Annotated in this window: 9 protein-coding genes; 3 read left to right on the top strand and 6 right to left on the bottom strand. The window is 73.3% G+C overall.

Annotated elements, in window-relative coordinates:
- The first annotated feature begins 89 nt into the window (after positions 1-89).
- The gene (locus tag BM064_RS04925; protein ID WP_092858441.1) at positions 90-923 is read left to right on the top strand and encodes a glycosyltransferase family 2 protein; all 834 of its coding nucleotides are present in this window, start codon (positions 90-92) and stop codon (positions 921-923) included.
- A gap of 158 nt (positions 924-1,081) precedes the next feature.
- Here BM064_RS04925 and BM064_RS04920 read toward each other — a convergent pair whose 3' ends face one another.
- From BM064_RS04920 to BM064_RS04905, 4 genes are all read right to left on the bottom strand, one after another.
- Entirely contained in the window at positions 1,082-1,408 is a 327-nt protein-coding gene (locus tag BM064_RS04920) for a hypothetical protein (RefSeq protein WP_092858439.1), read from the bottom strand.
- A gap of 603 nt (positions 1,409-2,011) precedes the next feature.
- The gene (prfB, locus tag BM064_RS04915) at positions 2,012-3,139 is read right to left on the bottom strand and encodes a peptide chain release factor 2 (RefSeq protein WP_092858437.1); all 1,128 of its coding nucleotides are present in this window, start codon (positions 3,137-3,139) and stop codon (positions 2,012-2,014) included.
- Positions 3,140-3,279: 140 nt separating this feature from the next.
- Positions 3,280-5,889 carry a penicillin-binding protein 1A gene (locus BM064_RS04910; RefSeq protein ID WP_177236148.1) on the bottom strand — a complete coding sequence of 870 codons (2,610 nt, stop codon included), beginning with the start codon at positions 5,887-5,889 and terminating at the stop codon, positions 3,280-3,282.
- 151 nt (positions 5,890-6,040) lie between these two features.
- The gene (locus BM064_RS04905; RefSeq protein WP_177236147.1) at positions 6,041-7,219 is read right to left on the bottom strand and encodes an N-acetylmuramoyl-L-alanine amidase; all 1,179 of its coding nucleotides are present in this window, start codon (positions 7,217-7,219) and stop codon (positions 6,041-6,043) included.
- A 660-nt stretch (positions 7,220-7,879) separates the two neighbouring features.
- Here BM064_RS04905 and BM064_RS04895 point away from each other — a divergent pair.
- Positions 7,880-11,461, top strand: a complete 3,582-nt coding sequence (locus BM064_RS04895; protein ID WP_245779058.1) for an Rne/Rng family ribonuclease — start codon at positions 7,880-7,882, stop codon at positions 11,459-11,461.
- Between the two features lie 467 nt (positions 11,462-11,928).
- On the opposite strand, the gene BM064_RS04890 is transcribed toward BM064_RS04895, so the two are convergent.
- Positions 11,929-12,672, bottom strand: a complete 744-nt coding sequence (locus tag BM064_RS04890; protein WP_177236146.1) for a VPLPA-CTERM sorting domain-containing protein — start codon at positions 12,670-12,672, stop codon at positions 11,929-11,931.
- 193 nt (positions 12,673-12,865) lie between these two features.
- The gene (locus BM064_RS04885) at positions 12,866-13,999 is read right to left on the bottom strand and encodes a pyridoxal phosphate-dependent aminotransferase (RefSeq protein ID WP_092858429.1); all 1,134 of its coding nucleotides are present in this window, start codon (positions 13,997-13,999) and stop codon (positions 12,866-12,868) included.
- A 196-nt stretch (positions 14,000-14,195) separates the two neighbouring features.
- On the opposite strand from BM064_RS04885, the gene BM064_RS04880 reads away from it, so the two are divergent.
- Positions 14,196-15,605: a M48 family metalloprotease gene (locus tag BM064_RS04880; RefSeq protein ID WP_092858427.1), complete on the top strand. Its 1,410-nt coding sequence runs from the start codon at positions 14,196-14,198 to the stop codon at positions 15,603-15,605.
- Positions 15,606-15,691: the final 86 nt, after the last annotated feature.

The raw sequence follows: 15,691 nt of genomic DNA, 5'->3' as shown, positions 1-15,691 counted from the left end.
CCCCCGGCGGCGCATGTCGCTTTCGGGGGCCCGCCGGCTTGCCCGGCGCGCGGTCGCCCGCGCCCGCGGGACAGGAGGCCGCCCCTGCGATGACCCTCGTCATGACGATCCTGGCGCGGGACGAGGGCGACATCCTGCGCGAGAACCTGCTGTTCCACCTCGACGCCGGCGTCGACCACGTCATCGTCACCGACAATCTCAGCGTCGACGAGACCCCCGACATCATCGACGAGTTCGCCCGACAGGGCGTGGTCACTCCCCTGCGCGAGACCGGCGACGACTTCCGCCAGGGCGAGTGGGTGACGCGCATGGCCCGCATGGCCGCGGCCCGGTTCCGCGCCGACTGGGTGATCAACAGCGACGCCGACGAGTTCTGGATCCCCCGCGCCGGCGGCTCGCTCGCCCAGGCGCTGGGGGCCCTGCCCTTCTGGCGCTCCACCGCCCAGGGCTGGCACGCCGACTTCGTGTGCATCGAGGATCCGGCCCTGCCCTTCCACGAGCGGATGCTGTGGCGCAAGCGCGTGACCACCATCCCCCACGACATTCCCGCGCCGCCGAAATACGCCCACCGCGGCGCCCGGCGGATCACGGTGGTCGACGGCGCCCACGCCGTGCACGGCGGCCGGCCCGGGCGGGTGGCCGAGAACGTGCTCGACATCCTGCATTTCACCCTGCGCTCGCGGGAGCGCTACATGCGCAAGATCCGCCGCGGCGGCGAGGCCTTCCTGCGCAACCCCGACCTGCCCGAGACCGTCGGCTTCACCTGGCGGCGCCAGTACCGCGAGCTGCTGGAGACCAACTCCCTGCGCTTCGTCGAGGAGAACCTCTACGACCCCGCCGGCGCGGAGGCGGCGGCCGAGGCCGGGACCCTCGTGCGCGACCTGCGCGTGCGCGACCGCCTGCGCCGGCTGCTGGCGCGCTGAACGCGGAACGCCGCCGGCGGGACCGGGCGGTCCTGCCGGCGGCGTCGGTCGGGTCGGCTCCGGCCGCTTCGCGCGCCCTCCCGGAGGGGGGGGTGAGCGCAAGGGGATCGGGGGGGCGCGCAGGTCCCGCTCTGCGGGGCCGGCGGCCGGAACCGGTCTCAGGCCACGCGGCGCGACGCGCGTACGGCCTCGAGCTCCTGCCTGAGATCGGCGTCCCAGGCGTCGAGATCGGCCGGGACCGCCGCCCGCGCCGGCGCGCGGCGCAGCATCAGTCCCAGGGCCGGGATCGCCACCGTCCCCACGATCGCCGAAAGCCAGGCGGCGACGAACGCCGCCAGCAGGCCATGCCCCGCGACGGCCACGCCCCCGCCGATCGCGGCGCCGGCCAGGCAGGCGAGAACGATCGCGCCCAGCGCCCCGCCCGGCGCGGCCGGAAGGCCGGAAGCGGGATGGGCGGAGACGGGATGAGGGGCGGCGGCGGTCATCTGCGATGCTCCTGTCTGTCGGCTGCGGCGAGGCGGCGCCCGCTGCGATAGGGACGGTTCTACGAAAACCCCGTGCACCGCGCGACGTCGCGAAGGGCCAGCCGCCCGCTCCGGATGGCGCATCCGCCTATCCCGAAGGATAGCGCGCCCTGTCCCGCCGAGCCCCCCCGCCCGGTCCCGCCCCGTCGGAGGTCCATCCCCTGCGCCGGCTCTCCCGCCGCCGCCCTGCCTGGCGACCGCTCTCACCAAGCGCAGCCGGGCCGGCCCTCGGTCGCCCTGCCGGCGGAGCGCCGTCCCCCCGTCGCCCGCCGCCCGGACGCCCCGCCCGTGGGCCCAGCGCCTCCGGCGCCAGGCTCGCGCCCGGCCAAGGCCCCGCCGCCGGCGCCCGCGCCCAGCCCCGGCCTTACGACCTCCCCACGCGGCGCCTGGCCCTCCTCGCGGCCGGCATCCCGCCCGCAGTCGGCCCCCGCGGCTGCCGGCCGCGCCGAGGGCGGGCGGGTGGGGAGGCGGGGCCGGCAGGCGCGGGGGCCGAATGCGAAACGGCGGACGGGGCCCTCGCCCCGTCCGCCGTTTCGATCGACGCGACCCGCCTGCGAGGGCGGCTCAGTCCTCGGCCATCGCCTCGGCGCGGGACTTGCCGGTCACCTCCAGCGCCAGCGCCGCGGCCATGAACTTGTCCAGATCCCCGTCCAGCACGCCGCCGGTGTCCGAGGTCTCGACGTTGGTGCGCAGGTCCTTGACCATCTGGTAGGGCTGCAGGACGTAGGAGCGGATCTGGTTGCCCCAGCCGATCTCGCCCTTGGCGTCGTGCTGCTCCTGGATCGCCTCGGTGCGCTTGCGCAGCTCCATCTCGTAGAGCTTCGACTTCAGCGCCGCCATGGCGTTGGCCCGGTTCTGGTGCTGAGACTTCTCCGACGAGGTCACCACGATGCCCGTCGGCAGGTGGGTGATGCGCACCGCCGAGTCGGTGGTGTTCACGTGCTGCCCGCCCGCGCCCGAGGAGCGATAGGTGTCGATGCGGATCTCGTTGGGCTTCACGTCGATCTCGATCGAGTCGTCCACCACCGGGTAGACCCACACCGACGAGAACGAGGTCTGCCGCCGCGCCGCGTTGTCGAAGGGCGAGATCCGCACCAGCCGGTGCACGCCCGATTCCGACTTCAGCCAGCCATAGGCGTTGGGGCCGGAGATCTTGTAGGAGGCCGACTTGATCCCGGCCTCCTCGCCGGCGCTCTCGCTCATCAGCTCGACCTTGTAGCCGTGCGCCTCGGCCCAGCGGGTGTACATGCGCGCCAGCATCTGCGCCCAGTCGCAGCTCTCGGTGCCGCCGGCGCCGGCGTTGATCTCGAGGAAGGTGTCCGAGCCGTCGGCCTCGCCGTCCAGCAGCGCCTCGATCTCGGCGGCGGCGGCGCGGTCGCGCAGGGCGGCGAGCGCGGCCTCGGCCTCGCCGATCACCTCCTGGTCGCCCTCCATTTCGCCCAGCTCGATCAGCTCGACGTTGTCGGCGAGCTCCTGGCCGATCTCCTTGCATCGCGCCAGCGCGTCGGCCAGCGTCTGGCGGTCGCGCATCACCTTCTGGGCGTTGGCGGGATCGTCCCACAGGGTAGGGTCCTCGACGCGGGCGTTGAGCTCCTCCAACCGGTGCTCGGCGGTCTCCCAGCCCAGGCGCTTGCGCAGCAGGTCCAGCGATTTCTCGATCTCGGCGACGACGCCCTGGGTTTCCGCGCGCATGGAGACGCTCCTCGTCCTGACGGCGCGCGCCGGCCCCGGCGAAGACGGAGCGGCGCGCGATGGGGGGATTTAGACCGGCGAAGCGCGCGGCTCAAGAGAGCCGCGCGCCGCGATCGACCGATGACGGGCCCGAAAACCCCTCAGTAGAGCCCGCCGGAGCCGAAGCCGCCGGCCGCGGGCTTCGGCGGCGCCGGCCGCGCCGCCCCGCCCGAGGCGCCGCCGGCAGGGGCCGCGCCCCCGCCGTAGGCCCCGCCCGAGTCGGCGCTGGCGTCCAGCGACATCGGCAGGTCGCCGCCCTTGTAGGCCACGAAGCCGCCGTCGATGACCCGGCCGCCCGAGTATTCGCCGATCTGCGGCTCCTCGCCGGGGTGGAAGGCCTCGACCACCACGCCGGGGCCCGAGGCGTCGTCCGAGAGCCGGCGGCCCGAGCCGCGGTCGATCTTGGCCATCACCGCGCCCGGGGGCACGTGGAAGTCCAGGTGCGGGCGGTCCTTCATCGCCTCTTCCATGAAGGCCTTGATGACCGGGCCGCACATGGTCGAGCCATAGGCGCTGCGGCCCATGGGACGGGGGTTGTCGTAGCCGATGTAGCAGCCCGCCACCATGTTGGGGGTGAAGGCGATCAGCCAGGCGTCGCGGGCGTCGTTGGTGGTGCCGGTCTTGGCCGCCATCGGAATGCCCAGCGAGGCGAGCGTCGTGGCCGTGCCCCGCTCCACCGTGCCGCGCATCATCGAGGTCAGCTGGAAGGCCGTCACCGGGTCCATGATCAGCTGCTTGTCGGGGGTGGGCACCGGCTCTTTCAGCCCGGCCTCCCAGATCTCGGTGCACTCGTAGCAGGCGCGGTTGTCCTGCTTGAACAGGGTCTCGCCATAGCGGTCCTGCACGCGGTCGACGAGCGTGGGCTCGATCCGCCAGCCGCCGTTGGCGAACATCCCGTAGGCGCCGACCATCTGGTAGAGCGTGGTCTCGCCCGCGCCCAGCGCATAGCTCAGGTGGTGGGGCATGTTCTCGTAGACGCCGAAGCGCTCGGCATACTCCGCCACGCGCTCCATGCCGATCTCCTGCGCGAGGCGCACGGTCATGACGTTGCGCGACTGCTCGATGCCCACGCGCATCGGCGAGGGGCCGTAGAACCGGTTCGAGGAGTTGGTCGGCCGCCACAGCTCGTCAGAGCCGGTGTCGATGACGATCGGGGCGTCCAGGATCACCGACGAGGGCGTGTAGCCGTTGTCGAGCGCCGCGGCGTAGACGAAGGGCTTGAAGGACGAGCCCGGCTGCCGCTTGGCCTGGCTGGCGCGGTTGAACACCGAGGTCTCGAAGCTGAAGCCGCCCTGCATCGCCAGCACCCGGCCCGTGGTCGGGTCCATGGCCATGAACGCGCCCTCGATCTCGGGGATCTGGCGCAGCGACCAGCTGTCGACCTCGGCGAGCAGCGCCTCGCCGTCGAGGTCGCGGATCTCGGCGCCCTCGGCGTCCTCGGCCGCGACCATGATCACGTCGCCCACGGCGTAGATGTCGGAGGGCTGGCGCGGGGCGCGGCCGACGCCGCCGCCCTCGAGCTCGGGCTTGGCCCAGTTGGCGTCGGCGATGCCGATGAAATGGCCGTCCTCATCCTCGGGCACGCCCTGGATGCCGATGCGCGCGGTGGTGTCGCCCACCTTCAGCACCACTGCGGGGAACCAGCCGGGGATGTCCATCGGCGCGCGGGCGGAGCCGAGCGCGCGCCGCCAGCTCTCCTCGGTCTCGAGCTGGGCGGGGTCGAGCTGGGCGACCGGGCCGCGCCAGCCCTGGCGGGTCTTGTCCCACTCCACCAGCCGGGCGCGCAGGGCGTCGGCGCCGACTCGCTGCAGCTCGGGGTCGAGCGTCGCGCGCACGGTCAGGCCGCCGCCCTCCACCTCGTCCTCGCCCAGGCGCTCGACGAGCTGGCGGCGGATCTCCTCGGAGAAATAGTCGCGGCGCGGCACGGTCTGGATCTCGGGCTGCAGCGAGCCGTCGAGCACGGTGTGCAGCGGATCCTCCATCGCCTCGTCATGCTGGGCCTGGGTGATGAAGCCTGCGCGCAGCATCTGGCCCAGCACGTAGCCGCGCCGGTCGAGCGCCTCGTCGCGGTTGTCCACCGGGTGCAGGTTGGAGGGGGCCTTGGGCAGGGCCGCGAGATAGGCGGCCTCGGCCACGCTCAGATGCTCGAGCGGCTTGCCGAAGTAGTTGGCGGCGGCGGCGACGACGCCGTAGGCGCGCGCGCCGAGATAGATCTCGTTGAGGTAGAGCTCGAGGATCTGGTCCTTCGACAGCACCTGCTCCATGCGGGTGGCGAGGATGATCTCCTTGAACTTGCGGTCGAAGCTGCGCTCGTTGGTGAGCAGGAAGTTCTTCATCACCTGCTGGGTGATGGTCGAGGCGCCCCGCAGGCGCCCGCCGCGGGCGTAGTCGACCACCGCGCCCATGATGCCGAGCGCGTCGAAGCCGTGGTGCTCGTAGAAATTGCGGTCCTCGGCGGCGATGAAGGCGTTCTTCACCAGGTCGGGGATCTCCTCGACCGGGGCGAAGATGCGCCGCTCGGTCAGGTATTCGGCCATCACCCGGCCGTCGCGGTCGTAGACGCGGCTCAGGGTGGCGGGCTGATAGTTCTCCAGGCGCTCATGGGACGGCAGGTCGTTCCCGTAATGCCAGACCATGACCGCCATCGCGCCCAGCCCGAAGATGGCGCCGATGGAGATGATGGAGAACACCCATGCCAGAAAGCGCGTCATGCCCGATCCCGTTCCTTGCCTCGCCCCGGTCGACTCGATGCGACAGGACTCGCGGAACATAGTGACGGACCAAGGGCGGCGACAGGGCGTCGTGGCGGCGCAGCGGGCGATCCTGCGACGGAGATGACCTTAATGCGACGAACTTGGGCGCTCAGGGGGCGAGCGCGGCGAAAGGACGGGCCGCCGCGGCCCCCGCCCAGGCGTCCAGCCCCTGGGTCAGCGCCTGCGCCGCGCGCCGCCGCCAGGCCGGGTCGCGCATCCGCGCGAGGTCCTGGGCGTTCGACAGGAACCCCAGCTCCACCAGCGCCGCGGGCACGCGCGAGGATTTCAGCACCCGGAACCCCGCCTGGCTGTGCGCCCGGCCGCGCAGCATCGGCGTCGCCTGCGCCAGGTGGTCGACCAGCTCCGTCCCCAGCCCGCGCGAGGCGAGCAATGCGCGCCGCATCCCGATCTCGTGAACCGCGCGAAGCGCCGCGTCGGGCTCCACCGCGCGGTCGTCGCCGGGGGCCACGTCGGCCCGGTTCTCCGAATCGGCGAGCGCCGCGGTCTCGGCGTCGGTGGACCCGGCGGCGGCCAGCGTGAAGATCGAGGCGCCCACCGCGTCGCCGCGCGCCACGGTGTTGGCGTGGATCGAGAGCAGCGCCGCCGCCCCCGCCGCCTCCGCCCGCGCCACCCGCTCGGCGAGGCCGAGGTAGCGGTCGTCCTCGCGGGTCAGCGCCACCCGCCAGCGGCCGGTCGCCTCGAGCGCGGCCTTCAGGTCGCGCGCGAAGGTCATCACCAGCGCCTTCTCCACCGCCTCGCCCCGGATCGCGCCGGGGTCCATGCCGCCGTGGCCGGGGTCGATCATCACCAGCGGGCGCGGATCGGCGGGCGGGGGCGCGGGGGCGAGCGGCCCCTGCCCCTCCGGCCAGCCCACGGCGGCGGCGAAGGCGTCGGGCGCGGCGTAGGCGAGCTCCAGCCGCAGGATGGTGGGGCCGGAGGGGTCGTCGGGGTCGGGGAACTGCACCGCCTCGGCGAGCCGCGCCGGGCGCACCAGTTCCAGCACCAGCCGCGCGCGCCCGTCGGCGACGAGGCCCGCGCGCACCGCCTTCACCAGGCCGCCGGGCGGCGGCGGGGGCGGCGCGCCCTCCCAGGCGGGACCGTCGAAGGCGACCACCAGCCGCGGCGGGTCCTCGAGGGCGAAGACCTCGAAGCCGCTCGCGCGCGCAAGCCGCAGGGCGACGCGGGTGCGGCCCTCGACATGGCGCAGGCCGACGATGCGGGGCGCCTCGGTTTCGGGCGCCTCCGACGCAGGCGCCCGCAGCGGAGTGATCGCGAATGCGGCGGCCAACGCCGCGGCGCTTGCGCACACAGGCGGCGCCCAGCGTCGGAAGACGCTGCGGAACCCGCCCCGGGGCGGACAGGAAAAACGGTTCCATGCCATTGACTTGCGCGATCTCGTGGGGCGGTTCGCCGGGTCCGCGCGCCCCTCCCCCAGGCCGCGCGCCCGCCCCATGCGGCCTCGGGGCTTTCCGATTGTCAAGGCGACCGCCGGCCGGCTATATTGCTCAGGCTGCGGAAGACCCGGGCCGCCGCTCGCCCCCCTTACGGCGACAGGCCCCCGAGTTCCGCCGCCCGATGAACGAACAGGTTTTTCGGACGACGCCCCGGCGCATATCCGGATCCCGGGAGGACGCGGCCACGACCGCCCCCTGAGGACAGCCGGCGCAGGCCGCGTCCCCGAAGTTCGGGCCCGACTCCCAAAGGACGACGGCCCCCCGATGCGACCGCGCCGCGACGATGATCGACGGCGTGATCTTGGAGACCAGACCGCGATGCCCCTGCCCTGCCGGACCTGCGAAGACGGAGGACGCGCCTCGGCGCCGGCCCTTCCGCGCGCGGGCGTGACCGGCGGGCCCGGGATCGCCCGTATCGAGACCGGCGCGCCCCTGCTGCGTCCGCCCCCGCAAGGCCGGGCGGCGGAGGAGGGCGCTCGCCGGCGTGGGAGACCATGGCGAAGAAGATGCTCATTGACGCGACGCACCCGGAGGAGACCCGGGTCGTCGTCGCAGACGGAAACAAGGTAGAAGATTTCGACTTCGAGACGATCTCGAAGAAGCAGATCGCCGGCAATATCTACCTCGCGAAAGTGACCCGGGTGGAGCCCTCGCTCCAGGCGGCCTTCGTGGAATATGGCGGGAACCGTCACGGGTTCCTCGCCTTCTCGGAGATTCATCCCGACTACTACCAGATCCCCAAGGCCGATCGCGAAGCGCTGATCGCCGAGGAGGAGGAGGAGGCCCGCAAGCGCGCCGCCGCCGACGAGGACCGCCGCGCCGCCCGACAGGCCGCCGCCGCCGCCCGCGCCGAGGCCAAGGCCGCCCGCGACGCCGCCCGCGAGGACGAAGACGACGAGGACGAGGACGAGGACGACCGCGAGACGGACGACTCCGACGACGAGGACGACGACTACGAGGCCGAGCGCCCCGAGACCGTCTCCGAGGGCGAGGACGATTCCGCCGAGGACGACGATTCCGACGAGGACGACTCCGCGGCCGACGAGGACGACGCGCCCCGGACGCGCGAGGCCGTCGAGGCGGTCCACGCCGAGGAGGCCCCCGCGGCCGAGACGGCGGCCGAGGCGCCGAAGGCCGGGTCCGACGCCGAAACCGACCCTGAGACCGCCGCATCCGAGGATTCGGACGCGTCCGGCGGCGGCGGCTCCAGCGACGACGACGAGGACGGCGACGACAAGGACGGCGGCTCGCCGCGCGTGATGGCCGAGGCCGCCGGCGCCGGCGACGAGGACGACGAGCGCGTGGAGGAGGACTATCCCCCCGCGACCCGCCGCCCCGAGGACGAGGCCGCCGCCGCCGAAACGCCCGCCGAGACGCCCTCTGCGGCGTCCGCGGAAGCTGCGTCCGAGGCCCCGGCCGAAGAGACGCCCGCCGAGACCGCCGAGACGGCCCCGGTCGAGGAAACCCCGGTCGAGGAAACCCCGGCCGAGACCCTCACGCCCGAGGCGGAAGCCGCCCGCGAGATCGTCGCCGGCGTCTTCGCCGACACCCCGGCCGAGCCGGTCGCCGAGCCGGAGGCGCCCGTCGCCGAAGCCGCGCCCGAAACGCCCGCAGAGCCCGTGACCGACGAGGCCCCCGCCGAGACGCCCGAAGTGGAGACGGCCGAAGCCGCCCCCGCCGAGATCCCGGCCGAGGAGGCGATCCCCGTCGCCGAGGCCGAAGCCTCGCAGAAGGCCGAGACCGCCGACGACGCCGAGACCGAGACCGAAGGCCAGGACGCCTCCGGCGACGGCGACGGCGAGGGCGACGACGCCTCGGGCGACAAGCGCCGCCGGCGCTCGCGCCGCGGCGGCCGCTCGCGCCGCTCGCGCCGCGGAAAGGGCCGCGACGAGGGCGCCGACGACGCGCCCGCCGAGGCGAAAGCCGACAAGGGCGACCGGTCCGACAAGGGCGACGCCCAGCCGTCGGTCGACGACGGCTCCGACGACGACGCCGCCTCCGAGGTGCGCGACGACGGCGACGACCTGGGCGAGGGCATCTCCGCCCGCCGCATCTTCCAGCGCCGCTACAAGATCCAGGAAGTGATCAAGGTCCGCCAGATCCTGCTGGTCCAGGTCGTGAAGGAGGAGCGGGGCAACAAGGGCGCCGCGCTGACCACGTACCTCTCGCTCGCCGGCCGGTATTGCGTGCTGATGCCCAACACCGCCCGCGGCGGCGGCATCTCGCGCAAGATCACCAACGCGGCCGACCGCAAGAAGCTCAAGGACATCGCCGGCGACATCGAGGTGCCGCGCGGCATGGGCCTGATCATCCGCACGGCCGGCGCCAAGCGCACCGCCCAGGAGATCGAGCGCGACTACGAATACCTCCTGCGCCAGTGGGAGCGGATCCGCGAGACGACGCTCCGCTCGGTCGCGCCGACGCTGATCTACGAGGAAGGCTCGCTGATCAAGCGCGCGATCCGGGACCTCTACGCCCAGGGCATCGACCAGATCTGCGTCGACGGGGACGAGGGCTACAAGGAAGCCAAGGACTACATGTCCATGCTGATGCCCGGCCACGCGCGCAACGTGGTCCGGCACTCGGACCCGCAGCCGCTGTTCGCCAAGCACGGGGTCGAGCAGGAGCTCGCCTCGATGTTCAACCCGACGGTGCACCTGAAGTCGGGCGGCTACATCGTGATCGGCGTCACCGAGGCGCTGGTGGCGATCGACATCAACTCCGGCAAGTCGACCAAGGAGGGGTCCATCGAGGACACCGCCCTGAAGACCAACCTGGAGGCGGCCGACGAGATCGCCCGCCAGCTGCGCCTGCGCGACCTCGCCGGCCTGATCGTCATCGACTTCATCGACATGGAGGACCCGCGCAACAACCGGGCCGTCGAGAAGCGGATGAAGGAGAAGCTGAAGGTCGACCGCGCGCGCATCCAGGTCGGCCGGATCTCGGCCTTCGGCCTGATGGAGATGTCGCGCCAGCGTCTGCGGCCCGGCGTGCTGGAGGCGACCACCGCCCCCTGCGCCCACTGCCACGGCACCGGCGTGGTGCGTGCGGACAGCTCGCTGGCCCTGTCGATCCTGCGCCAGCTCGAGGGCGAGGCCGCGCGCGGCCGCGCGCCGGAGCTGGCGGTGCGCGCGCCGATGGGCACGGCGAGCTACCTGCTCAACGACAAGCGCGACCATCTCTCGGGCATCGAGGCCCGCCACGGCGTGGTGATCCGCGTCGAGGGCGACCCCTCGCTGTTCTCGCCGGAGTTCCACGTCGAGCGGATCAAGACCGCCTCGCGCCTGCCGCTGCAGGGCCTGGTCCCCGCGATGGACGCGCCGGACCTGGAGGAGGTCGAGGAGGCCGAGCTGGTCGAGGCCCCGGCCGAGGAGATCCCCGCCCCCGTCGCCCGCGACGAGGAGCCGGCGGAGGAGAGCCGCGAGGCGCGCTCCGACCGCTCCGAGAGCAAGGACAAGGACGACGACGACGGCTCCCGCCGCCGCCGCGGCCGCCGCGGCGGCCGCCGCCGGCGGCGCGGGGGGGACGAGGAGGGCGCCGACGAGAAGCCCGCCGCGCCCTCCGCGAAGGAGAGCGAGGCTGACGAGGCGCCCGCCGCCCCGACCCAGCCCGAGACCCTGATGGAGTCCGACGCCCCGGTCGAGATCCCCGAGCCCAAGCGCACCCGCCGTCGGCGCAAGTCGAAGAAGGCGGAGGACGCCGAGCAGACCGCGGCGTCCGAGACGTCCGTCGAGGACGCGGCGCCCGAGCAGGACGCGGCTCCCGAGCCTGCCCCCGAGCCGGAGGAGACGCCTGAGGCGGCGCAGCCCGAGACCGCCGAGGCCGCCCCGGCCGAGGTCGAGGCGCCGGCGGAGACGGCGGCCGAGGCCCCTGCCCCCGAGGCCGAGGCCGAGCCCGTCTCCGAGCCGGCGGAGGCCGAACCGGCCCCCGCGCTCGAGGCGGCGAGCCCGGCTGAGGACGCCCCGGCGCCCGAGGCCCCCGCGGCCGAGTTCGAGCCGGTGGCCCGCTCGGCGGCGGAGGAGGCGGCCGAGGCCGCGCGTCCGAAGAAACGCGGCTGGTGGGCGCTGAAACGCTGATCCTTCCGGCCGCCCAGGGCCGGCCAGCCGCTCCAGACGAAGAAGGGGACGCCCGCCAGGGCGTCCCCTTTGTCGTTGACGACGCGCCCCCTGCGCCGGGCGACGAAGTCGCGCCGCGCCCGCCTCCCCCCCCCGCCTCAGGTTTCCGGAGATCCAGCGCAGGCTTCCGCCCGCCCTCGGCGTCGCGGACAGGATGCAGCCCGGCCAGGATGCGGCGAGACGGGGCCAGCGGGCCGTGCGGGGGAAGGCGCCAGGCGGGATCGCAGAAGCGGGCCGAGGGGCGTCGGCGTGGACGCGCGGCTTGGACGCGGCGGCCGGTCCGGCCCCGCCCGCTCGGCGGCGCCCGCTGCGCGGCCGGGGCCAGGACCAGGGCAGGACGCGGATGGCGGGCTCCGCTCAGGGTCCTGCGCAAACGAAAACGCCGCCTCCGGGGGAGACGGCGTTTCCAGGATCTTCGAGCTGGCGGATCAGCCCTTGCGGCGGCGCGCCACGAAGGCCAGGCCGGCGAGGCCGGCGCCCATCAGGGGCAGAGCGGCCGGCAGCGGCACCGTCGACGGCGGCGGCGGAACCTGCTCGTAGGTGTAGGTCACGGTCGCGCCCAGGTTCAGGAGCTTGTCCTGGATGCTGCGCGGCGCGTTCTCGGACTGCGTCACGTCGAACACCGAGGCCGCGAACGAGAAGTTCACGTTGGCGACGCCGTCGTAGAACGAGGTCGAGGGGTTGTAGGCGCCCATCGACAGCAGGCCGGAGTAGCTGACGCCGAACGAGTTGAACGGGGTCTCGTACTCGTTGGTGGCCGAGTTGTAGTTGTAGTTGGACGGCAGCGTCGCGCTGAACTGCGCGCCGGTGTTCGTGACGTACGCCGGGATGCTGACGCCGTTCTGGTTGAACCCGGTCAGCAGCCAGGTCGCCCAGTTGTTGTTGCCGGCGATCGAGCCGGTCGACTCGTTGCTGCCAAGCGTCGCGACCAGGGTCCCCTGCCAGTCGCCGCTGAACGAGATCGTCACCGACTGCAGCACGGCGTCGAGCGGAATGGTGCCGCCCGAACCGGAATAACCCAGGACGAAGCCCGGGATCGTCACCGTGCCGGCCGAGTTCGTGGACCCCACGATGGACGAACCGTCCGCCGCCGAAGTGTACGTGACCGTCGCGGCCATCGCGTAACCGGCCGACGCACCGAGCATCGCCGCCGCCAGAGCGAAGTGCTTCATGGCCATAATCTCCTAGCTCTCGTCTTCCCCAACCGAGACCAGGAAGGACGTCGGCTAAGCCGACAACCCCTCTCGGGGACCCCCACCTATCTCTCTCCGGGCCATTCATACCCCGATTCATCTGACTTGGGAACAGCGATATTCACATTCCGGCAATCTTATCCGCAGGCGCGGGAGGGGCCGTTCGGCGGCCTCATCCCCTCAGCCAGGCGCGCAGCCGGCGGGCCCCTTCGGCGATGTGCGCCTCGTCCCGCGCGAAGCTGAAACGGACGAAGGATTCGCCCCGCACAGGGTCGAAATCGTGGCCGGGCGTTGCGGCAACTCCGGCTTCCGAGAGCATCCGCGCGCAGAAGTCGTGGCTGTCGTCGGTCAGCCCGCGGACGTCCGCGTAGAGGTAGAACGCGCCGTCCGCGGGGGCCAGTTCGGTGAAGCCCGCGGCCGGCAACTCGTTCATCAGCAGCGCCCGGTTGCGTTCATAAACCCTTCTGTTCGCTTCGCATTCATCTTCCGCCTGCAGGGCCGCGAGCGCCGCAACCTGGGCGACGTGAGGGGCGCAGATGAAGAAGTTCTGAGCCAGGCGCTCGATCGTGCGGACCATGTCCGGGGGCACGACCATCCAGCCGATCCGCCAGCCGGTCATCGACCAGTATTTCGAGAACGAATTGATCACCATCACGTCGTCGGTGACCTCCAGCGCGCTGACCGCGGGGGCGCCGTAGGTCAACCCGTGATAGATCTCGTCCGAGATGAAGCCCGCGCCGCGCGCCGTGCAGGCCGCCGACAGCGCCGCGAGCGCCGCGCGGTCGAGCATCGTGCCCGAGGGGTTCGCCGGGCTCGCCACCAGCATCCCGTCGGCGTCGCCCAGGTCCTCGGGGCGCGGCTGCCATCTCGATTCGGGACCGGTCTCGATGCGCACCGGCTCGATGCCGAGCGCCTTGAGGATGTTGCGGTAGGAGGGGTAGCTCGGGTCCCCGATCGCCACCTTCGCCCCCACCTCGAACAGCGCCAGGAAGGCCAGCGTGAAGGCGCCCGAGCTGCCGGCGGTGACCACCACCCGCGAGGGGTCCAGCACGATCCCGTGGCGGCGGCGGTAGAGGTCGGCGATCGCCTCTCGCAGCTCCGGCAGGCCGAGGGCGACGGTGTAGCCCAGCGCCTCGCCCGACATCGCCTTGGCCACCGCCTCGCGCGCGAGACGCGGGGCGGGGGTCGAGGGCTGGCCGACCTCCATGTGGATCACGTCGCGCCCCGTCGCCTCCAGCGCGCGTACGTTTTCCATGATGTCCATCACCATGAAGGGAGCCACCGCGCTCCGCCTTGAACTCTTCATCTTTTTCGGCTCCTGATGACCTGCGCGCGCCTCCCAGCGTGAGGCCCCGCCGCGCAGGCGGTCAACCTCGCGCAGGCCGCCTTTTCCGCGGCCGACCGGCGCGGCGCAAGGATGCGGGGGCGTAGGAACCGCGCCCCGGACAGGATCACGGGCCGCGCCGCGGACGCGCGGCCGAGACCGAAGGCGAGCCGCGGACGTGTCGCAGACCCTCTCCCGCCCGACCGGCGCCTCCCCTGCGGGGCGCTCCCTCCTGCGCCGCGCCGCGCGCGCCGCGGCCTTCGGCGCGGCGCTGCTGGCGACGCTGGCGCAGCCCGCTTTCGCCGCCGGCTTCGTGCGCGACGCGGAGGTGGAGGCGACGCTCAAGCGCCTCTCCGACCCGCTGATGCGCGCAGCCGGCGTGGCGCCGGAGTCGATCGAGATCCGCATCTTCGACGACCGGCTGCCCAACGCCTTCGTCTACGGCGGCCGCAACCTGGTGGTCTCGACCGGCCTGCTGCGCGACTTCCCCGAGCCCGCGAAGCTGCAGGGCGTGATCGCGCACGAGATCGGGCACATCACCGGCGGGCACCTGGCGCGCCGGCAGATCGCCATGAACAACCTGCGCGGGCCGGCGATGGCGGGGATGCTGCTGGGCATCGCGGCGGCGGCCGCGGCGGGGCTCGCGGGCGGCGGCGCCAGCGCGGCGGCGGGCGTGGGCCTGGGCGCCGGCTCGCAGACCGCGGTGCAGCGGGCGCTGCTGTCGTTCAGCCGCGCCGAGGAATCGGCCGCCGACCAGGCCGGCATCACCTATCTCGAGCGCGCGGGCGTCGATCCGACCGGCATGGAGGAGGTGCTGGAGCAGTTCCGCGGACAGGAGGTGTTCTCGACCCGCCACGTCGACCCCTACGCCCTGACCCACCCGGTCTCGGCCGAGCGCCTGTCGGCGATCCGCCGCCGGGCCGCCGAATCCCCCGCCCGCGGCGACGCGCCGGACCCGGAGCTGGTCTACTGGGTGCAGCGGATGGAGGCGAAGCTGGAGGGGTTCATCGACACGCCCTCCACGGTGCTGCGCCGGCTCGACCCCGACGACCGCTCGGAGTTCGCGACCCTGCGCCGCGCCGTCGCCCTGCACCGCGCCCCCGACCCGGACGCCGCGGTGGCCGAGGCCGACCGGCTGATCCAGATCCGGCCGAACGATCCCTATTACTACGAGCTCAAGGGCCAGATCCTGCTGGAGAGCGGGCGCGGCGTGGAGGCGGTGACGCCCTATCGCCGCGCCGTGGCGCTGGCCCCGGACGAGCCGCTGATCCTGGGCTACCTGGGGCGCGCCCTGCTCTCGGTCGGCTCGCCCGCCGCGGACCGCGAGGCGTTGGCCGCGCTGGAGCGGGGGGCCGCGCGCTCGGACGGCGGCGACCCGGGGCTGCTGCGCGACCTCGCCTTCGCCTACGCCCGCACCGGGCAGGAGGGGGAGGCGGCGCTGGTCACCGCCGAGCGGATGATGCTGATCAACCAGCCCATCGACGCCCACCGCATGGCCGAGCGGGCCAAGAGCCTGCTGCCGGCGGGCTCCCCCTCCTGGCTGCGGGCGGACGACATCGTGGTCGCCACCAAGGCCATGCAGCAATGACGCGGGCATCCCCGGCGAAGCCTTGTTAAACTCGCGTCCGACACCCCATCCCCTCCGCCTCCGCGCCCGCGCGGGCCGGCCGGAAC

Origin of the sequence: Albimonas pacifica, from assembly GCF_900113695.1 — a bacterium.
Lineage (GTDB): Bacteria > Pseudomonadota > Alphaproteobacteria > Rhodobacterales > Rhodobacteraceae > Albimonas > Albimonas pacifica.
Note: the sequence above shows the minus strand (reverse complement) of the source record. Positions and strands in the feature narration are given on the sequence as shown.